The organism is Myxococcales bacterium (assembly GCA_022184915.1).
Taxonomy (GTDB): domain Bacteria; phylum Myxococcota_A; class Polyangia; order Fen-1088; family Fen-1088; genus JAGTJU01.
Map to the genome: position 1 here is coordinate 663770 of JAGTJU010000001.1, position 18812 is coordinate 682581.

Annotated in this window: 15 protein-coding genes; 7 read left to right on the forward strand and 8 right to left on the reverse strand. The window is 67.4% G+C overall.

What is annotated here, in order from left to right; all coding sequences use genetic code 11:
- Positions 1-81 precede the first annotated feature (81 nt).
- On the forward strand, positions 82-588 hold the full coding sequence (locus KA712_02785) for a hypothetical protein (protein ID MCG5051862.1): 507 nt from the start codon (positions 82-84) through the stop codon (positions 586-588).
- A gap of 13 nt (positions 589-601) precedes the next feature.
- Here KA712_02785 and KA712_02790 read toward each other — a convergent pair whose 3' ends face one another.
- Genes KA712_02790 through KA712_02800 form a run of 3 tightly spaced genes read right to left on the reverse strand, consistent with a single transcriptional unit; the run spans position 602 to position 4820 of the window.
- Positions 602-1207, reverse strand: coding sequence for an SCP2 sterol-binding domain-containing protein (locus KA712_02790; protein ID MCG5051863.1), 606 nt, complete (start codon positions 1205-1207; stop codon positions 602-604).
- Positions 1208-1209: 2 nt separating this feature from the next.
- Positions 1210-3432 (reverse strand): ribonuclease R, encoded by a 2223-nt coding sequence (rnr, locus tag KA712_02795; protein ID MCG5051864.1) that lies wholly within the window; start codon positions 3430-3432, stop codon positions 1210-1212.
- Entirely contained in the window at positions 3429-4820 is a 1392-nt protein-coding gene (locus KA712_02800; protein MCG5051865.1) for a PQQ-binding-like beta-propeller repeat protein, read from the reverse strand. Before KA712_02800 ends, rnr begins: the two co-directional genes overlap by 4 nt.
- Positions 4821-5073: 253 nt before the next feature.
- On the opposite strand from KA712_02800, the gene KA712_02805 reads away from it, so the two are divergent.
- Positions 5074-6084: an alkaline phosphatase gene (locus tag KA712_02805; protein MCG5051866.1), complete on the forward strand. Its 1011-nt coding sequence runs from the start codon at positions 5074-5076 to the stop codon at positions 6082-6084.
- 3 nt (positions 6085-6087) lie between these two features.
- Here the strand turns inward: KA712_02805 and KA712_02810 are convergent, their stop codons facing one another.
- Positions 6088-6921, reverse strand: a complete 834-nt coding sequence (locus KA712_02810; GenBank protein ID MCG5051867.1) for a hypothetical protein — start codon at positions 6919-6921, stop codon at positions 6088-6090.
- A gap of 219 nt (positions 6922-7140) precedes the next feature.
- Here KA712_02810 and KA712_02815 point away from each other — a divergent pair, with 219 nt between their 5' ends.
- The 5 genes from KA712_02815 (at position 7141) to KA712_02835 (ending at position 14175) form a co-directional block, all read left to right on the forward strand.
- Positions 7141-8904, forward strand: a complete 1764-nt coding sequence (locus tag KA712_02815) for a response regulator (GenBank protein ID MCG5051868.1) — start codon at positions 7141-7143, stop codon at positions 8902-8904.
- An 87-nt stretch (positions 8905-8991) separates the two neighbouring features.
- Positions 8992-11133 (forward strand): ATP-grasp domain-containing protein, encoded by a 2142-nt coding sequence (locus KA712_02820; GenBank protein ID MCG5051869.1) that lies wholly within the window; start codon positions 8992-8994, stop codon positions 11131-11133.
- Positions 11130-12254 carry a P1 family peptidase gene (locus KA712_02825; GenBank protein ID MCG5051870.1) on the forward strand — a complete coding sequence of 375 codons (1125 nt, stop codon included), beginning with the start codon at positions 11130-11132 and terminating at the stop codon, positions 12252-12254. Before KA712_02820 ends, KA712_02825 begins: the two co-directional genes overlap by 4 nt.
- A 53-nt stretch (positions 12255-12307) precedes the next feature.
- Entirely contained in the window at positions 12308-13531 is a 1224-nt protein-coding gene (locus tag KA712_02830; GenBank protein ID MCG5051871.1) for a sensor domain-containing diguanylate cyclase, read from the forward strand.
- A gap of 17 nt (positions 13532-13548) precedes the next feature.
- Positions 13549-14175 carry a hypothetical protein gene (locus KA712_02835; GenBank protein MCG5051872.1) on the forward strand — a complete coding sequence of 209 codons (627 nt, stop codon included), beginning with the start codon at positions 13549-13551 and terminating at the stop codon, positions 14173-14175.
- A 28-nt stretch (positions 14176-14203) separates the two neighbouring features.
- Here the strand turns inward: KA712_02835 and KA712_02840 are convergent, their stop codons facing one another.
- The 4 genes from KA712_02840 to KA712_02855 all read right to left on the reverse strand — a co-directional run bounded on the left by KA712_02840 (position 14204) and on the right by KA712_02855 (position 18790).
- A complete protein-coding gene (locus tag KA712_02840) occupies positions 14204-14416 on the reverse strand; it encodes a flagellar biosynthesis anti-sigma factor FlgM (protein MCG5051873.1) in 213 nt (70 codons plus the stop codon).
- A 142-nt stretch (positions 14417-14558) separates the two neighbouring features.
- Positions 14559-15476 carry an RNA polymerase sigma factor FliA gene (fliA, locus tag KA712_02845; protein ID MCG5051874.1) on the reverse strand — a complete coding sequence of 306 codons (918 nt, stop codon included), beginning with the start codon at positions 15474-15476 and terminating at the stop codon, positions 14559-14561.
- 233 nt (positions 15477-15709) lie between these two features.
- Positions 15710-17056: a sigma-54 dependent transcriptional regulator gene (locus KA712_02850; protein MCG5051875.1), complete on the reverse strand. Its 1347-nt coding sequence runs from the start codon at positions 17054-17056 to the stop codon at positions 15710-15712.
- Between the two features lie 132 nt (positions 17057-17188).
- Positions 17189-18790 carry a type IV pilus twitching motility protein PilT gene (locus KA712_02855; GenBank protein ID MCG5051876.1) on the reverse strand — a complete coding sequence of 534 codons (1602 nt, stop codon included), beginning with the start codon at positions 18788-18790 and terminating at the stop codon, positions 17189-17191.
- Positions 18791-18812: the final 22 nt, after the last annotated feature.

The window sequence follows — 18812 nt, forward strand, 5'->3', positions numbered from 1 at the left end:
CTGCTTGCTTTGTCATGGCTGGGGCGTTCAGGCGGACGAAGGCCCCACCTGCGACGTGGGCGATGGATCAAGGAGGCGGCGATGGCACCAAGTGAGAAGCGACGGGTGAAGGTTGATCAGCGACAACGGCGAACATTTCTGTCCCAAGGCGCCCGTGGGGCCCTGTGCGCACCGTTGGCTGCGACGGGGCTCTCTGCCTGCGCCGACGGCGGGGGAGAGCGGCGGACTCTTCGCCTGCTTGCCTATGACAGTTCCCTCGCGGATGGGCACCTGCATACGCTGCTCGTTTGGCTGAGCGACGTGCAGGCTCCGCCCGCAGCGGGGGTGATCCTCGAAACCACGGTCGAGAACCGCCACACGCATCTCGTACAGCTGCGCCGGGTGGATCTCGAGGCGCTCAACGTCGGTCAGACCGTCACGCGCCCCACGTCCTCGGAGCTCGGGCACATGCACACCATCACCTTCGTGCTCTCGACGAGCGACGCCGCGAGCGATGCGACGCCCTTCGATGGGGCGCGAGACAGCGGGAACTGGGACGCAGGCGGAGAGGCGTCGGGCGGGGACGCCGCCCTGCCCGAGCAGGACTGACCGAACGGCATGCTCACCGACGGGCGGTCTGCGAGACCACCAGCATCAGGGCTTGCATGGCCAGCGCCCGATCTCCCTCCACGCGGATCTTGCCTTCCAGCAGGGCCTGAAGTGGCGCCTTTTTGCCTGCCAGAACGTCTTCCACCGCGGCTCCGTCGAGCCGCACGGTGCTCTTGGGCCTGCCGGCCCGAAAGCCCGCCGGGCCGAAAGCGACGTCCAGACAAAAACGCCTTCGCCTCCGCCCGGTGATCTCCACCGCCAGCCGCCCTTCGATCGCCTTGAAGCGCTCGAGCTCGGCGGCATCCACGACCATGAGGTCGATGAGGTCTCGTTCGGGCGGCAGCAGTACGGGCAGATCCGGATCGCCATGCAGCAAGGCCTTGAAATCGGCTTCGGACAGGCGCACCCAGAAGTCGGCGTCTTCCGTGTCGTCGAGGATGTCCAGCTCGTATTCGGAGGCGGCGAAGACCCGATCGACGAGAGTGGCCCCGCGTACCGTCACGCGCAGGCGGGGACAATCGGGTGGCATGGGCCGGCCGCGCGCCGCAAAGCTCTGCGGAAGCCACTCCTCGAGCACCTCACGCACGGACAGCGCGGCCTCGGGGCGCTCGGCCACCATGATTATCTTCTCCCCCGTGAGCGCTTGCTTGCGCCGCGTCCCTTCGCCTTTTTGGCGGCTCGCGCGGGGCGCTCGCCTTTGCGGGCTTCGCCCGCGCCCGTCCGCGCGCCGCGGGACTGACCGCCGCGTCCACTCTTCGCGCGGGCGTTCTTGTCGTGCTTCGCCGCTTCCCGTTTTTTCTCTGCGCGGCTGCGCGTGCGTTCCGGCCTGCGCCCGCCTTCGGGGTGAACGACCTCGCCGGCCAGGCGCAAGTCGATCTTGCGGCGCGGGACGCTGACGTTCAGCACCTCCACCCGTACGGCATCACCCAGCACGATGCTCTTGCCGCTGTAGGCGCCCGAAAGGCGCAAGGTGCGTTCATCGAACGCGTACTCGTCGTTCGGCAGGTCCTCGATGCGCACCAACCCTTCGATGAAGGGCTCGGCGATGGTGACGAAGAACCCGAACGTCGTCACGGCAGAAACGGTGCCGTCGAAGGCGTCGCCAAGCCGGTCTCGCATGAAGAAGGTGCGGTACACGTCCACGGATTCGCGCTCGACCTCCATGGCCTTGCGTTCGGTCAACGAGGCCTGCACCGCGATGGCGGTCAGCTCCTCGGGCGTGGGCAGGGGCGGGTGGGCGGCCAGGGAAGGGAACCCGCCCGCCGGCTTGCCCAAAGTGGCCAGCCTGCGCTTGAGCAGCCGATGAACGACCACGTCGGGGTAGCGCCGGATGGGTGAGGTGAAGTGGACGTAATCGCCTGCCGCCAGACCGAAGTGGCCGATGTTCGCGACGTCGTAGGATGCTTGCTTGAGCGAGCGCAGAAGCTGGAACGAAAGCGCCTTTTCCGCTGGATGTCCTTTGAGCTCAGCCAAAACCCGCGCCAGCCCGATGGGGGTGCGGGTCTCGTCGAGATCGACCTCGATGCCGTACCCTTCGGCCAACGTGGCGAAGGTTTCGAGCCGTTCCACGTCGGGGGCATCGTGAACCCGCCACAGCGTGTCCTCGTCCCGCTCCGTGAAGCTGCGGGCCACGGCTTCGTTGGCGGCCAACATGAACTCTTCGATCATGGCGTACGCGCCGCGCTCGCCGGGGTCCTTGCGGGACTGCCGCACGTTGCGGACGCGGCGCGGATCGTCTTCGTCCAGTTCCACGACGGCCTGTGGCAGGTCCAGGTCGAGAGCGCCCCGCTCGAAGCGCCGCTCGCGCAGCTTCGAGGCGAGCTCGTCCATGAGTTCGAGCGCCGGAAGGAAGGGTTCGTACTTCTTGCGCTTGCCCCGCACGTCGCCGCCGAGCGCCGCCGCCACACCGGGATAATCGAAGCGCGCGCGCGAATGAATGACGGCGGCAGAGAAGTCTGCCTCGACGGGCACGCCGTGCCGGTCGAGGTCGATGCACGCCACCATGGCCAGCCGGTCTTCCTCGGGCACCAGCGAGCACATGTGCGACGACAGCGCCTCGGGCAGCATGGGGATGGCCCGGTTCGGAAGGTAAACGCTGCAGCCACGCAGGCGCGCCTCGCCGTCGAGGGGGCGCCCCTCGCGGACGTAATGCGAGACGTCCGCCACGGCCACCCACAAACGATACCCCGTCGAGCGCCGTTCCACGCAGACGGCGTCGTCGAAGTCACGCGCGGTCTCGGGATCGATCGTGACGAACGGAAGGTTCCGTAGGTCCGCGCGATCCCGGCGGTCGGCTTCCGTGACCACGGAGGGCAAAGCCTGAGCCTCGGCGTCCACCGGTCCGGGGAACGTGTCTTCGATGCCGGCGTTCGCCAGGATCTTTTCCACTTCGGTGCGCGGGTCGTCGGGATCGCCCAGGGCTTTGAGCACCTCGACCCCGATGGCCTCGTCGGCATGGTGGGGATAAGACACGATCTTCGCCACCACCGCCTGGCCCACGCGGGCACCGTCGAGCTCTCCCAGAAGATCGAGGGCGAAGCCGAGCCGCGGGTCGTCGGGCACCAGGTGCACCTTGCGCCCCTTTTGCACGAGGGTGCCGGTGACCTTCGAGCGGCCCCGGTTGACGATTTCGTGAATCTCGCCTTCGAGGCCCCGCGGGCCCACCCACCAGGACACCTCGACCGTGTCGCCATCCATGGCGTTGCCGCGGTTGCGGCCACCCACGAAGATCTCTTCCGAGCCGTCCTCGGGGGTTACGAAGCCAAAGCCGTCCGGGTGCACTTTGATGCGGCCGACCTGCAGCTTTTCGGTTGGCGCCTGCGTGCGAGAGCGTGTGGGTCTCATGGGGCCCTCAGCGCGTACAAGTTTCCATCATCACTACCCACGTAAATCGTTCCTTCCGGTCCCAGGGTGGGCGAGCTGTCGATGTCTCCGCCCAGCGCCACCGACCATCTCAGTGTTCCATCCCCCTCGAGAGCGTAAAGGCGATCGTCTTGCGATCCGAACAGGATCGCGCCGCGCGCATCGACGAGCGCAGACGAGACGATCCGATCGCCAGCCCGGAAGCTCCAGGCCAGGGTTCCCTCGGGGGTCAATGCGTAAAAGAGCCCGTCGAACGAGCCCACCAGAATGTGACCATTGCGGCCGATCGCGGGCGAGGCCCGCACGTCGTCGCCGGTCGAGAACGCCCAGAGCAGAGCGCCCTCAGGCGTGAGCGCATAGATCTTTTGATCGTCCGCGCCGAAGTAAATCGTGCCGTCATCGCCGACGGCGGGGGTGGATTCGATGTCATCACCGGCCCGAAAATCCCAGAGTTTTTTGCCCTCGGGCGAAAGCGCGTAGAGGGTGTCGTCCTGGCCGCCCACGAGGACCAGGCCCGCCGGGTGCAGGGTGGGGGCCGTGGGCACCCTTCTGGGGGTGGCAAAGTGCCAACGGATGCGGCCCTCGGGGGCAATGGCGAACAGGCCATCTCCGCCGACGTAAAGCGTGCCGTCGGGTCCCACCGTAGGGCCTCCGTCCACGTCGCAGCGGCTCGCCTCGGGGCCCACCCCGCGCGTGGCCTTGCAGGTGCCCAGCTTCAAGCGCCAGGCGAGAACGCGCCGCTCGAGGTCCACCTTGTAAAGGTGGTCATCTCCCGAGCCGAGCAGGATGTCCCCGCGCTCATCCACGGCGGGTGAGCCGAAGATGAGGTCGCCCGTTTGCAAAGTGAAGCGTCCCTGGCCCGAGGGATCCACCACGTGAATCTTTCCATCGTGGCCCCCGAACACCACCGTACCGTCGGTGGCGAGCGCCGGTGACGACGTGACGGGGGCCGAAGTCCTGTAGGTCCAGGCTATCGAGGGCGCCTCTTCAGGCAGCACGTGCGGGCTGCGGCCCCGGTGCAGGGGCTCCTGACGAAACATCGTGAAGCCGCCCCCGAGCGCAGGGCCAAAGGCGCTCGCGCCCGCATCGCCGAGGCCGGCGTCGGGGCGGAGAGTGGGCGTTGCAGGTGCCCGCGCAGCAAGGGGCGCAGGCCACACGCAGATGCCCCGTTCGCAGATCCGCTCGAGCTTGCAGTCGCGATCGGACCCGCAGGGAGGGATGGCCGCGGGAGGCCGGGTCACGCACGCCGCAAGCCCCAACGTGCCCCAGAGCAGGGTGGGCGCCACCCGGTGTCTCCGCTCTGCGCGAACGCGACGCCCGCCGCCGCCCCCGGGGGGACTCGGGGGTAACGCTGCGGCTATGAAGGACATGAGATTTGGCAAAGCTCGCTCAGCCGGTGCCGTGGCGAGGGGCGGGTGAACCGGGTTTCGCCCTCGGACCCTCGGCAGGAACCGAGAGCCGTTTGCGGGGTCGGGAAGAGCCTGGCGCTTCCAAAAGTTCCCTGACTCGCCGCTGGTATGGTGGGAGATAACGCGCAAGTGCGCAACCTTCGAGGCGCGTTTTGCCAGACCGGCTGGCGCCGAGACCTTGGCCGGCAGGGGCATTCAGGCGTAAAGTGTTGCGATGCGCGTCGCCGTCTTGGCCCTGAGTTTGCTGATGGCGTCGACGCTTCCGGCCTGCAAGCGCGCGCGCGGGCCCTCACTGCGCGCAGCCGCACCGGCGCACGGGCACGTGCGGCGGCACGGGCAAGGGCCTGCCGGCGAAGCGCTGGAGGGGCCACTTGGCGCGCCGCCGACCGGGCGCGACACCCGCCCGGTCGAGAGCCCCACCATCGCCCAGCACGTGATCATTGTCAGCGAGGACGGCATGCGTCCCGACCTGCTCACGCCCGAACTCGCCCCGGTTCACCACCGGCTCATGACCGAGGGGGCGTATTCCTTGCGGGCGATGACCCTCCGCCACGCCTCGACCCTGCCGTCTCACGCGGCGATGCTGTCGGGCTTCGACGAGCACGACCACGGCATCTTTTGGAACGCGTGGCGGCCCGAGCGCGGCTTCATCAAGGTGCCCACCGTGCTCGAAGCGGCCGCGGGGTCCGGCAAGGGCGCGGCGGCCTTCGTGGGCAAGTGGAAGCTGGCGCACGTGGTGCGCCCCGGGGTGGTCGACGTCTTCGCCCGGCCGGGCTACTTGTGTCGCAAGGTGGTGGACGCGGCCACGCAGTACTTCATCGATCACGAACCGCAGGTTCAGTTCGTTCACTTCTCCGATCCCGACAGCCTGGGGCACAAAGATGGCTGGATGTCAGAGGGGCAGAAACGCGCCGTTGCGAACTCCGACGGCTGCCTCGCCACCCTCATCGATGCGATCGCTGCGTCTCCGTTGGCGTCCCGAACGCTCGTTCTCGTTTCGTCGGATCACGGCGGCTTCGGCCACAACCACTCGGGCGCCCGCAAGGAAGACCGGCTCATCCCCTGGCTGGCCTGGGGGGCGGGCGTTCGCCCCGGCCACCGCATCGCGGGCGAAGTCTCCACGGTGGACACCGCCGCCACGGCGCTGTGGGCACTGGGTCATCCCGCACCGTCCGAAATGATTGGCCGCCCCGTCAAGGAGGCGTTTCGGACGCAGCTGCAGTAGCTGTCAGTAAATGCTGAACACCAAGTTCAGGCCGCCACCGATCCACGTTTCGTCGGGATACTGGCCCAAAAGCGCGCTGGCCTCGAGGCCGAGCGAGACGCTCGCCGACTGGATGAGGTCCACACCTACGCCTCCCTGGAGCGCAAAGCCGTTTTGGTCGACGAACACCACGTCGGTATCCGGGTCTCGTTCCGTTTCGTTCGCGATGCCCACACCGCCGCGCAGGTAGAGCACCTGCGACACGAAGTACTGAACCCCGAGCAGCAGCGCGTCCTGCGAAGCCAGGGTGCCATTGCTCGTTGCAGCGGCTCCCTCGAAGGCCACTGTGACGCTGAGGTTGGGCTCGACGCCGAAGCCGAAGCGGACCATGTAGCTGATGCCTCTTTCGGTCTGGCTGTTGTCGCCGCGCAGGCTGAGCACGCCAGGGCCGGCCCCCACGCCGAACGAAAAAGGACGGAAGACCCCTCGAGGCAGCGGCGGTGGCATGTAGCTTTGCCCCTGTGCGCCGTAGCTGGGCTGGTAGCCGTACCCGTAGGGCGACCCCTGCGCCTGCGGGGCGCCGCCCTGCTGGTATCCACGGGGCGGGGGGGGAGGAAGGGCACGGGGGTCGGACCCGCTTTCGGGTGGCGCCGGCTCGGCCTGCCCGGCGGGGGGGGCTGCTTCCGCTTGGGGGGGAGGGGCAACGGTCCCGGGCTGGGGTGTGCCTTCGGCCGGCGGCGGTCCCGGCTCCTGCGCCCAGGCCGCCGCGGGAAACGAGGCGCCTAGAAGCCACAAGCCCACGATGCCGGCCGTACCTACGGGGCGCGGTGCGCCGCCCGACCTGCGAGAATTCCGCATGTTCTTCTTCCTCCGAGACGCAAAGAGACTGCCGTCGGACCGGTGCGGTCCTGTCGGATGGACGCGGCCGCTCCACCTCAAATTCATACCGCGCGGCAGGCGAATCTCAAGCACGCCGGCGTGGCCCCGGCCGAAGGGGCCCCCTGGGCCCCGAGGAATTCGGCGGGATGTGGGGGAATTTCGGGAAAGCTGCCACTTTTCGACTTACAATTTCAAGGCATGTCTGAAGCGCCTGCTGCCGAGCTCTTCGGGGCCCTGGGCCGAGCGGTTCGCTCGGGGCAGGAGCGTTTCGTCTTGCACGCCAGGGTGGGCGCCGAGGCGGCGCGGCTCGCGGCGACGATGCAGCTCGAGGGGCAGATCGAAACTGCCGACTCGCTGGGTCAGGCGCTCGCCCTGCTTGGTGAGCAGCCGTTCGATTTCGCGGTGCTCGACCCCGAACGCGAGGCGCTGGACGTGGACCCGCTCGAGGCCCTCCGCGAGCTGGGCGCCAAGGCGGACCTCGCGTTTCTCATGGAGCCGGCGCCCGAGCGGGTGAGTGAAGCGTTCGCCCGAGGGCTGGCCGCCGCGTTGCCACGGCCCTTGCCCGAAAACGAGGCCCTGCTGCGCGCCCACGTGCGCTGGTTGATCTCGCTGCGGCGGGCGCGCTCCCGCGGCATCCTGCTGCGCGGGCTGCTGGCACGGCATCGCGGTATTCTCGAGCGCCACGAACCCGCCATGTTGGCGGCCCTCGAGCCGCTCATCGACGACGCCGCCCCTGCGATGCGGGTGTGGGTGCTGGGAGATCCGGACCTGGTTCAGGCCGTGGGAGGCGGCCCTGCGGAGACGACCCCCGACGTGGTGGTGGTTGCGGCCCACGCGTCCGATGGCATCGAGGCGCGGCTTGCCGAAGCGCGCACCCGGGCAGCGGGGGCGGCGGTGATCCTCGTGGACGCCGCACCCGAGCCCGCGCGTGTCCTCGCGGCCATTTACGGGGGCGCGCGCGCCTACGTCGTGCGTGCACGCGGTGAGGATCTGCCGCGTGCCCTCAAGCTGGTGGGGGCGCGTCGGCAAGCCGAAGCCGCGGGCCGTCGTTTGATCGAAGGGCTCGCCCGCTTTGGGCTCCTCGAGCACCGGGGCCAGGCGCCCGTACCTTCACGTGACCTCGGTGCGCGGATGATCGCCGACGTCACATCGCGCGGCAGCCCCTTCGTGCCGAGCGGACACGAAGTCTTGGTCGTGGACGACGAAGTGGTCGTGTTGACGGTTCTTCGCGAAGCGCTTCGTCGAGGGGGATACAACGTGACCACGGCGGCTTCGGCCGAGGAGGCGATCGCGCTTCTCAAACAGAAGGTGTTCGACCTCGTTCTGACGGACAAAAACCTCACCGGGGCGTCGGGGCTCGACGTGTTGCGCTTCGCCCGCACGCTGACGCCCGAGCCTGCCGTGGTGCTCATCACGGGGTATTCGTCCTACGACTCGGCCGTCGAAGCCATGGAGACCGGTGCGCTCGACTACATCGAAAAGCCCATCAAGGACGTCGAGTTGTTGCGGCAGCGCATCCGCCGCGCGTTATGCCGGCGCGACGAGCAGATGTCGCGGGTGCCGCTCCCGGAGCTCACGGCCTCGAAACCGCGGGTTTTGTTGGTGGAAGAGCAAGAAGTCCGGCGGCAGCCGCTGGCCGAGTTCTTGGGGCGCACGTACGAGGTGGTCGCCGTGGCCAACGGAACCGAGGCGCTCCTCAGGCTCGAGCAGGAGCGCTTCGATGTTGTCCTGGCGGACCGGAACCTACCGGGCATGACAGGTAAGCGGGTCATCGAGCAGGCGCAACAGCTCTTGCCTCATTGCGCGTCGGTGCTCTACACCGCCTATCCTTCGTACGAGTCCATCCAGGAGGCGTTCGAGGTGGGTGCAGACGCCTACCTGGTGCGTCCCACGGAGGACATGAAGGCGCTCGAAGACAAGGTGGCGGGCGCGCTGCGGAGCCGCGGCATCTTGCTCGGCTGATATCTCCGCATTTCCCTCGTGTCGCGAACGGGGACGCTCGGCTAAGCTCGCGGCGCCACGATCACTGTGGCGGAGGGATGAGCGCCGTTGAAGATCGCGTTTACGTATAACCTGCGTCTGTCGGATTCCGAGGACGAAGCCGAGTTCGACACCCGAGAGACCGTAGACGCCATCTCGGCGGCGCTCACGTCTGCGGGGCACGACGTCGAGAGAATCGATGTGGCGTGCACGACCCCCGACCTGGTCGGGCGGCTCGAGTCCTTCGGGCCCGACTTGGTGTTCAACACCGCCGAGGGCCGCCGGGGGCGGGTGCGCGAGGCGTTCTACCCCGCGCTCTTTGAGGAACTGGGGCTTCCGTTTACCGGCTCCGATGCCTACGTCTTGACGCTCACACTCGACAAGTGGCTGACGAAGCTGGCTGTGGCCGCCGAAGGCATCGACACCCCGCGTGCCCGGCTGGTTACCGCTGACTCCTACCGCCGCCTCAAAACGGGCGGGGGGCCGCGGCTCGCGTTCCCGGTGATCGTCAAGCCGAACTACGAAGGGTCGTCGAAGGGCATAGGCGATGATACGGTGGCCACGGACGAAAAGGGGCTCGCGGAGTTGCTGCCGCGGGTTCTCAAGAACTACCCCACGGGCGTGCTCGTGGAAGAGTTCGTGCCCGGGGTCGACGTGACCGTGCCTTTCATCGAGGGACTGGAAGGCGAACCTGACGGTGTGCTCGAGCCCGTGGACCTCGTCGTCGATGCCGGCGCCCGGAGCCGTCACAACCTCTACGACTTCCGCTTGAAGATTCGGGAGCCCGGGCGGGTGAAGTTTCGCTGTCCGGCCGAGTTGCCGCGGGACGTCCTGGCGCGGCTGACGGCGCTCTCGCGTCGGGTGGTGCAGGTGCTGGGCCTCCGGGACGTGGGGCGCATCGACTTCCGCGTGGCCGAAGACGGTCGCCTTTACTTTCTCGAGGCCAACGGTGTTCCGAACCTCGGCCGCGGGTCTGCCACCTTTGCCGCTACGGCCCGCCTGGGGTTGTCCTACGATGCGACCGTGGTGGCGATCGCGGCCAGCGCGCTTCGGCGACGCGGGCTTGACGCGCCCGCCGTCGGCAAAAAAAGCAAGGCCCGAGACCGCCTGCGCGTGGGCTTCACGTTCAACGTCAAGCGTGTCGATACGAAGGGCGGCAACGACCAGGAAGCCGAGTACGACGCGCCCGAGACGATCGACGCGATTCGGGGCGCGCTCGAGAGCCACGGCCACGACGTGGTCATGCTCGAAGCCAACGCCGAGCTGCCGCCCACGCTGGCCGAGGCAGGCGTCGATCTCGTGTTCAACATCGCCGAAGGCATGGCGGGCCGAAACCGAGAGGCCGCGGTGCCTGCCCTGTGCGAGCTGATGGGCCTGCCCTACACGGGCTCAGATGCGGCCACGTTGTCCATCGCCCTCGACAAAGCCCTGTCGAAAAAAGTGCTGCGCCAACACGGCATCAAGACCGCCGAGTTCCAGGTCATGGAGACCGGTCGCGAGCGCCTTTCGCCGCGGTTGCGCTTTCCCCTCATCGTCAAGCCCAACCAAGAGGGCTCGTCGAAGGGCGTGAGCGCCTCGGCCTCCGTGGTCGACGACGAGGCCAAGCTGCGCGCCGTGGTGCGGGAGATCATCGACCGCTACCGGCAGCCTGCGCTCATCGAGGAATATATCTCGGGGCGCGAGTTCACGGTGGGGCTGCTCGGAGAGCGTCGCCCCCGGGTGTTGCCCCCCATGGAAATCATCTTCAAGGACGCTAGCAACAAACGGCCCGTCTACGATTTTCAGATCAAGCAGGACTGGGAGCGGTACGTGGCCTACGAGTGTCCTGCAAAGCTGTCTTCGGGCGAACTCAAGGCCATCGAGAAAACGGCCCGGGAGACGTTCATGGCGCTCGACTGTCGCGATGTGGCCCGGGTGGATCTGCGCATGACGCCCAAGGGTGAGGTCTTCGTCATCGAGATCAACCCTCTGCCAGGGCTGACACCGGGCTATTCAGACCTGTGCCTCATCGCTGCGGCCGCAGGCATCGACTACCGGGAGCTCATCGGCGAGATCTTGGCTGGCGGCCTCAAGCGGATGCGCCAGCGGCGCCGGCCTCAAAGTCACGAACCCACCGAGCCTCGGGCTTCCGAAAAGCCGCTGCGGATGCCTCCCGTCGTGACGCCCGCGTCAGGGATGTCCGTCGCCTCCCGGCCGGAGCCCCACGAATGACGAGGGCGGCAGGACGGTGCCGCTTTCGCGAGCTGGGGTTCGGCATCGGGCGCCTGCCTCCCGGGCCTGGCAACGCGATCACCGACGTGCCGGGCGTGCGCGTGGGCCACAGCACGATCATCTCGGGGCAGGGGCCGCTGGTGGTGGGCAAGGGGCCGGTACGCACAGGCGTCACCGCCATCGTGCCCCCCGCGCCGATCTTCGATGAACGCGTGCTGGCGGGCGCCTTCGTGCTCAACGGGGCCGGCGAGGTTTCGGGCCTCACTCAGGTGGTGGAGTGGGGGCTGCTCGAAACGCCGATCCTCCTCACGAACACGATGTCCGTGGGCAAGGTCTCGGACGCCACGGTCAAGTGGATGACCAAACGTTACCCCGGGATCGGCACCGAGCACGACGTGATCATCCCGCTCGTGGGTGAGTGTGACGACTCCTGGCTGAACGACGCCGTGGGGCGCCACGTACGCTCGGAGCACGTGTACAAGGCCATCGACTCGGCCACGAGCGGCCCCGTGCCCGAGGGCGCCGTGGGCGCCGGCACGGGGCTCATCACGTGTGATTTCAAGGCAGGCATCGGCACCAGCAGCCGCCGGGTGCCTGCGGAGTCGGGGCACTACACGTTGGGCGTGCTCGTGCAATCGAACTTCGGGGTCATGCGGGCGTTGCACGTGGCCGGCGTGGCGGTGGGCGAAACGCTCGAGCGTGAGTTCGCCGAGATGAACAAGCGGGTGCGCAACGCGGGATCCATCATCTGCGTGGTGGCCACCGATGCCCCGCTTCTGCCGTCTCAGATCTCACGTTTGTGCAAGCGCGCCGCGCTCGGCATCGGGCGTACGGGCTCTTTCGCTGCGCACGGTTCGGGGGAGATCATCGTGGGGTTCTCCACCGCGAACAAAGTCCCGCGCGAGAGCACCGGCATGACGACTCACTTGCATGTTCTGCTCGACCCGGCCTGTGATGGGCTTTACGAGGCCGTGGTCGAGTGCACCGAGGAGGCGATCGTGAACGCGCTCTGTATGGCCGGCGACATGGAAGGTCAGTCCGGGCACGTGGCCCCGGGCATACCGCTGGAACGGCTCGCAGAGATGCTCCGTGCCCATGGGCTTGGCACGCCGCCCCCCTGACCCGCGACAACCCTTTGACGAAAACCCGCAACTTGGATTACGATGAAAACGTCGTGAGTCGCGGAAGCTGGCCGGGTGGCCCCGAGGAAAGTGAAGAAGGCGCCGTTCCTCAGGTGCTTCGCATCGAGGATACGTCGGTTCCCAATCCCCCCATGCCCCCGGGGCCGATCCTCACGGTGTCCTCGGATGAGATCAGCCGTTTTTTCGTGCGCGCGCGGCGTGACCACGACTGGGAGCGCTGGGACATTCGCCTCGACGGGGCGCTTCGCGAGATCCTCGAGCGGGCGAACGACTTCGTGCCCTCCGAGTCGGGAGGCATTCTGCTCGATGATCCCCGGGCCAAGCTGGCGGGGGTACGGACGCCTCGTCTCACCTTCATCGCGGTCTATGGCCCGGCGTCCACCGAGCGCCTTGGGCGCCGCATCCCGAGTGATCGGGGCTTCGTGGGCGAGGTCTATCGCTCAGGAAGCGCGCGCAGGGTCGCGCACCTCGGCTACGACGATCCCGTGACGTCGCTGTGCCCCCCGCGAGGCGCCCGCCGTGCCGCCGTCGAGTCGATCATTGGTGTGCCGGTCATCGTGGGCGAGTCGATCTGCGGCGTGCTCACGCTCATCAACCGGCGTTCAGGCGGGCCCTACACGGCGCGGGACAGCGAGCTTTTGCGCATCTTTGCCGGATACATGTCCTCGTCGATCCAAAACGCGCTGGATGCGATTCGGGCGCGGGCCCTCTCGCGCCTGGATCACCTGACGGGGCTGTTCAACAGTCGCTACTTCCACGTGCGCTTGCAGGACGAGATCGCGCGCTGTGATCGAGACGGGTCGGAACTGTCGGTGCTCTTTGTCGATCTCGACAACTTCAAGACCATCAACGATCGCTTCGGCCACCTCGCGGGCAGCTGGACCTTGCGAGAGGTGGCCCGCGTGTTGTCCGAGCACGTTCCTGCCGCTTCGGTGCTGGCCCGCTACGGTGGCGACGAGTTCGTCGTGCTGCTCCCGGGCAGCGATCTTGGCCAGGCCTGCCGCGCGGCAGAGGAGCTCCGCCGTAGCATCCGCGAGCTGACCCTCTTCGACACGGAGACCGAGCCCGACGGCCCGGGTCAACGCCTGCCTTCGGTCCAGTGCTCGATCGGTGTGGCTTCGTACCAGGAGCATTTGGGCCCCGGGGGAAGCAAGCGTCGCCGGGAAAACGTGCTCTTGCGCTTGGCCGACGCCGCGATGTACAGGGCGAAGGCGGCGGGGCGAAACCGCGTGGAGGTGGCCGAGGCGGAAGACTGACGCTAAACACGAGGCTCATGCCGTTTTTGCCTCGTCGTTCGTTCACCCTCCTCGTGGGAGGGCTCGTCGTCTTCACCGCGTGTAAGCAGTCGGCCACTCCCGCTCCCGCCGAGCGGGTGCTTGCCGAAGTGCGAGGCCCTGACGGCCAGCTACGGCTGCAGGTCGCGCGGCGAGGCGAAGATCACGGCGACGAGCGCCTGGCGTGGTACGCGGACGCGGAGACGGCCGGGTCGGTGCAGCGCCTGGCAGGCGGCGCAGGAACGGCGTCGCTCGAGGGCGCGCGCGTGAGCCTGCGGCGAAGCGAGACCCGCGCGCTCGTGATGACGGAGGACGGCAGGGTGAAGTTCACGCTGGAACGGCGAGACGATCACCTGCGGGTGGGTGATGCCGATGGCTTTCCCCAGGGCCGCATTCGCCGGGACGGAGCCTCCGCGACACTGCATGGTCCCGGAGGCGACCTCAAGGCGGCTGCGCACGTCGAGGGGGAGCGGGTGGTCGTCACCGACCGGGCGGGGACCGCGCTCGGGTATGTGGTGGGAGTCCCAGGACCAGAAGAAGCGCTGGTTGCGTTTCTGCCTGGACTTCGTCCCATCGAGCAGGCCTTGCTGCTCGCCACACCTTTGCCCGCGCCGGCCACGCCCTGAGCCGGCCGGCGCCGCGTGCGCCGAAGCTTCAGTCCTCGCGGGGCTTGCGTGCCAGCGCGCGCCGCAAGATGCGTTCGGCGAGCCGATCCGGTTCCACCCGGTAGCGGCCCGAAGCCACCATCCGTCGCAGGTCCTCGACCCGCGCAGCGCGGGCGACGTCCTCGCCCGACTGGGTTGCCAGAAAGTCCGCCTTGTTTCCCGCCGGCGCCCGCCTGGTTGTGAGCCTACCTGTGCCCTTCATACACACCAACATCGGTGCCAAATCGGAAACGCTTGAGAAAAAAAGACGACATTTTGAAAACCCGAGCCTTATCAGCGGTTTGAAACGGCCGAAGCCCTCCGCGCGCGGGCGCGAGGGCGGGTCGCGGGGCCTGGACGGGGGCCTAGGCGGCTGCCTCTGCCGACAGGTCGGTCAGGGTCTCGCGCAGGCGGCGGGTGGCCTCTCCATGGATTTGGCACACCCGGCTTTCGGTCACGCCCAGCACCGTCCCGATCTCCTTCAGATTCAGGTTCTCGATGTAGTAGAGCGAAAGGACCTGCTGCATCTTGTCTGGCAGGCGGCCAATGCCCTCCACCAAGCGGCCCAGCGTTTCCCGGTGGGACGTGATCTCGAAGGGGTCGGGAGAGGTTTCGTCGCAGGTGCGCTCGAGAAAGTCGGGGCCGGCGTCGTCGATACCCACCACCGAGGAGCCGGAGAGCTTTTGCTGGCGGGCGTAGAGCTCGTCCACTTCCACGCCGAGCGTGGCGGCCAGCTCTTCCTGATCGGGGGTGCGCCCCAGCTGCGATTCCAGCTTGCGGGTGGCTTCGCGCAGCTCGTTCGAAAGGCGGCGCATGTCGCGCGAGAGGGTGTCACGCGAGCGCAGGTCGTCGAGCATGGCGCCGCGGATGCGGAACTCGGCAAAGGCCTCGAAGCGGTCCACGCGGTTGGGATCGAAGCGCTCGGCGGCTTCCATGAGACCAATCACACCCGAGGAGATGAGGTCGTCGATCTCGACATGGGCGGGAAGGCGACGGGCCAGGCGACGGGCCACCTTTTCGATGTAGGGAAAGAACTGAGCGGCGTACTGGCGGCGCTTTTCCGCCATCGCTTCGGCGGCGGACGCGCGCTTCGGCTTTTTCCGGTTGGCGAGCGCCTTGCTGTTCGGGGCGGTGGGCGCCTTGGCCGTCGTTTTGGCCATCGTCTTGGCCGCCGTCGTTTGCGCGGGGGCTTTGCTGGCAGACTTGCGGGCTTCGGAGGCGATGGGTGTCTTGACGCTGGGGGCTTTGCTGACAGGCGGCTTGCGAGTCTTGACGATGGCCATGGCCGGGCGAATTGCATGGCTCGTGCCACGAATCTGTCGACGAGAATTCCAGCACTTGCCTCTTCGTCGCGGTGTCGATCGGCCCGAAACCGTCATCCCGATGACGATCTCCATCGCCTCGGCCCGTCACCTGGTTGACGGCGTTGGTTTGGCTGACACTGCCTGGCTCTCGGCGGGTGCGATACCAGGGAATGTGAGGAATTCAGGTGGTTTTATGGGGCCGATGAAAGCGCTCAGGCCACGTTGCGACGGCGGAGCTTTTCCACCAACGTCGTGCGGTTGAGGCCCAGCAACTCGGCGGCTCGGTTTTTGTTTCCTCCCGTGCGCTTGAGCGCTTGGCCAATCAAGCGATCCTCGAGCTGGGAAAGCAACAGCCGCAAGTCCACGCCCGACGGGGGCAGATCGAGGGGCGTGTTGGCCAGGTCGAGCACGCTGGTGCGCAGATTGGGGGGTAAGTCGTCGAGGGCCACCGCACGATCCCCCGCCACGATGATGAGGCGTTCGACCACGTTGGCCAGCTGCCGCACGTTCCCGGGCCAGTCGTAGCTTCGCAGGCGGTCGAGCGCATCGGCCGTGAATCCAGGAACGCTGCGCCCGTGGCGGGCGTTCATCTCGATCCGGAAGTGCTCGACCAAAAGAGGAATGTCCTCCGGCCGGTCACGCAGAGGGGGCAGCTCGATGGGGATGACGTCCAGCCGATAGAACAGGTCCTCGCGAAATTCGTCGTCCCTCACCATCTGTTCGAGGTTCCGGTGCGTGGCGGCGATGATGCGCACGTTGACCCGCACAGGCTCCGTGGCCCCGAGCGGCTGGACCTCGCGCTCTTGCAGCACCCGCAAGAGTTTCGACTGCAGCGCCTTCGACATATCGCCGATCTCGTCGAGAAACAGCGTTCCCGCCTCGGCGGCTACGATCTTGCCGGGGCGGCTGCGCTCGGCCCCGGTGAAGGCCCCCCGGGTATGCCCCAGAAGCTCGGACTCGGCCAGGGGGTCCGGGATGGCCGCCATGTTCACCGCCACGAAGGGCCCCGTGCGGCGCTCGCTGGCCGCATGAACGAGGCGGGCCACCACTTCTTTGCCCGTGCCCGTCTCACCGCGAATGAGCACGCTGGCGTCTGTGTCGGCCACTTGCTCCACCCGCTCGAGCACGAGGCGTACGGCCGGGTGCTCCCCGATGAGGGCGGCGCCCTGGGTGGGGCGCCAGCCGTTGGAGGGCAGGGCGCTGTCCAGAAGCCGGCGCACAGCCGTATCCAGGGCGACGGCACTGACGGGCTTGGCCACGAAGTCGAGTGCGCCGGCGCGTAGCGCGGCAATGGCGTCGCGTATGCGGCCCTGGGCTGTCATGACGATGACGGGCACGCTGGGGTGGCGTCGTCGTGCCGCCTCGAGCACCGAAAACCCGTTCGTGCCGCGCAGGTCGAGGTCGGTGAGACACAGGTCGAAATCCTCGTCGTGCAGGCGGGTAAGGGCCTCGAGTCCGCTGGCCGCCGGAACGGGCACGTAACCCTGCTCGCCGAGCAGTGCGCACAGCCTCTGCCGTGCTGTGGATTCGTCGTCGACGACCAGGATCTTTTTGCCCATTGGCTTACGTTTGAATCGGCGGATCGCCTACCGGTCTGAAGCGTGCGGGCTTGGTTTCGGGACTGTCCTGCCGTGTGAAACCATCCTGGATCCGGGCCGGCGTGGGGGTGGCAGCAAGCGGCTGGAGTGACTTCACTCTTCAGCCTTTCCTGCGCTCCAGGGGCCCTGATGTCCGGCGCGCGCCAACATCATTCCGAACTCTTTTTTGTTCGGCGCTTTGGCGTAGGCCTCGGCGGCTTCGACCACGTTGTTGCGCACCAGCTCGATCATGGAATCGTTGAGCGTTTGCATGCCGAGGCTGCGCCCCGTCTGCATGAGCGACGGAATTTGAAAGGTCTTTCCTTCTCGGATGAGGTTGGCCACGGCGGAGGTGACCACGAGGATCTCGAGCGCGGCCACCCGGCCTCCCCCTTTCTTCTTGAGCAACGTCTGCGCCACCACGCCCTTGAGTGACTCCGCGAGCATCAGGCGGATCTGGCTTTGTCGATCGCTTGGAAATTGGTCGATCAACCTGTCCACGGTCGAGGGGGCCGTGTTGGTGTGGAGCGTTCCGAAAACCAGATGTCCCGTCTCCGCCGTCTCGATCGCGATGGCCACAGTTTCGAGATCGCGCATCTCGCCCACGAGCACGATGTCCGGATCTTCGCGCAGCGCTGCGCGAAGCGCGCTCTTGAAGCCCTTCGTGTGCACGCCCACCTCGCGCTGGTTCACCAGGCACTTGATGTCCTTGTGAACGAACTCGACCGGGTCTTCGATGGTGATGATGTGATCGTTGCGGTTTTTGTTGATCCAATCGATCATGCCCGCAAGCGTCGTGGACTTGCCGCTGCCCGTGGGGCCCGTGACCACCACCAGGCCCTTGGTGTTCTGGCATAGATCCACAACCGCTTTCGGCAAACCGAGTTGTTCGGCCGTGAGCACCTTCGAGGGGATTTGGCGAAACACGGCGCCGGCCCCGGCAAGGTCGCGAAAGACGTTGCAGCGCATGCGCGCACGCCCCGGCAGCTCGTAGGCGAAGTCCGAATCGTTCGTTTCGGCGTACTCCTTCTTGTTGCGCTCGGGCGTGATCGATTCGACCAGTCGGGCGATCGTTTCTGACGAGAGCGGGCCGCGGCCTGGCATCGGCGCGATGCCGCCATCCACACGCACCATGGGCACCACGTCGGCCTTGAGGTGAATGTCCGAGGCCTTCATGTCGAGCATCTGGTGGAAGAGCTCGTCGATGTGGGAGGGCGTCCGCGAGGGCCCTGCGCTGACGGCGCTCAGCTCGGCGCTGTCGTACGGGGCGAGCTCGCGGGCCGGTGCGGCCGCGGCAGGTGCAGCGGCGGCCGGTGCGGCGGCGGCGCGATGTCCGTTCATCGACACAGAAGGCATGCCCGCCGGCGAGGGGGCGCGGGGCCGGCCCGTGCCCCCCGCGGTCGTGGCGTGGTGCGGAGCGGCTCGTCCCGGCTCGATCATCACCACGATGCCTGCCACGCCCTCTTCCACCGTGATGTTCACAGGCCCGCTCGGAGAGGGGTAGGGGAAGGATCGTGTCCCGGTCAAACCGGGCGTGTACGCCGGGCCCAAGACCTCGGCCAGCAAAGCCACGATCTGGTCTTCCGTGGCGGGCTTCGAGGACACCGGCTTGGCCGCTCCACTCAGCACCATGGCCACGGGTGAATCCGCTCGAAACACCAGGGCGTCGGCCCGGTGTTTCACCATCGCGTCCAGGTAACGATCCAAAGTCGCCATGTGCTCCCATCGGCCCCCCGAT

What these genes read in the sequence shown, in the direction of transcription:
- KA712_02785 (MCG5051862.1), top strand. Translation starts at nt 82, where the DNA reads ATGGCACCAAGTGAGAAGCGACGGGTGAAGGTTGATCAGCGACAACGG.
- KA712_02790 (MCG5051863.1), bottom strand. Translation starts at nt 1,207, where the DNA reads ATGGTGGCCGAGCGCCCCGAGGCCGCGCTGTCCGTGCGTGAGGTGCTC.
- rnr (MCG5051864.1), bottom strand. Translation starts at nt 3,432, where the DNA reads ATGAGACCCACACGCTCTCGCACGCAGGCGCCAACCGAAAAGCTGCAG.
- KA712_02800 (MCG5051865.1), bottom strand. Translation starts at nt 4,820, where the DNA reads ATGTCCTTCATAGCCGCAGCGTTACCCCCGAGTCCCCCCGGGGGCGGC.
- KA712_02805 (MCG5051866.1), top strand. Translation starts at nt 5,074, where the DNA reads ATGCGCGTCGCCGTCTTGGCCCTGAGTTTGCTGATGGCGTCGACGCTT.
- KA712_02810 (MCG5051867.1), bottom strand. Translation starts at nt 6,921, where the DNA reads ATGCGGAATTCTCGCAGGTCGGGCGGCGCACCGCGCCCCGTAGGTACG.
- KA712_02815 (MCG5051868.1), top strand. Translation starts at nt 7,141, where the DNA reads ATGTCTGAAGCGCCTGCTGCCGAGCTCTTCGGGGCCCTGGGCCGAGCG.
- KA712_02825 (MCG5051870.1), top strand. Translation starts at nt 11,130, where the DNA reads ATGACGAGGGCGGCAGGACGGTGCCGCTTTCGCGAGCTGGGGTTCGGC.
- KA712_02835 (MCG5051872.1), top strand. Translation starts at nt 13,549, where the DNA reads ATGCCGTTTTTGCCTCGTCGTTCGTTCACCCTCCTCGTGGGAGGGCTC.
- KA712_02840 (MCG5051873.1), bottom strand. Translation starts at nt 14,416, where the DNA reads ATGAAGGGCACAGGTAGGCTCACAACCAGGCGGGCGCCGGCGGGAAAC.
- fliA (MCG5051874.1), bottom strand. Translation starts at nt 15,476, where the DNA reads ATGGCCATCGTCAAGACTCGCAAGCCGCCTGTCAGCAAAGCCCCCAGC.
- KA712_02850 (MCG5051875.1), bottom strand. Translation starts at nt 17,056, where the DNA reads ATGGGCAAAAAGATCCTGGTCGTCGACGACGAATCCACAGCACGGCAG.
- KA712_02855 (MCG5051876.1), bottom strand. Translation starts at nt 18,790, where the DNA reads ATGGCGACTTTGGATCGTTACCTGGACGCGATGGTGAAACACCGGGCC.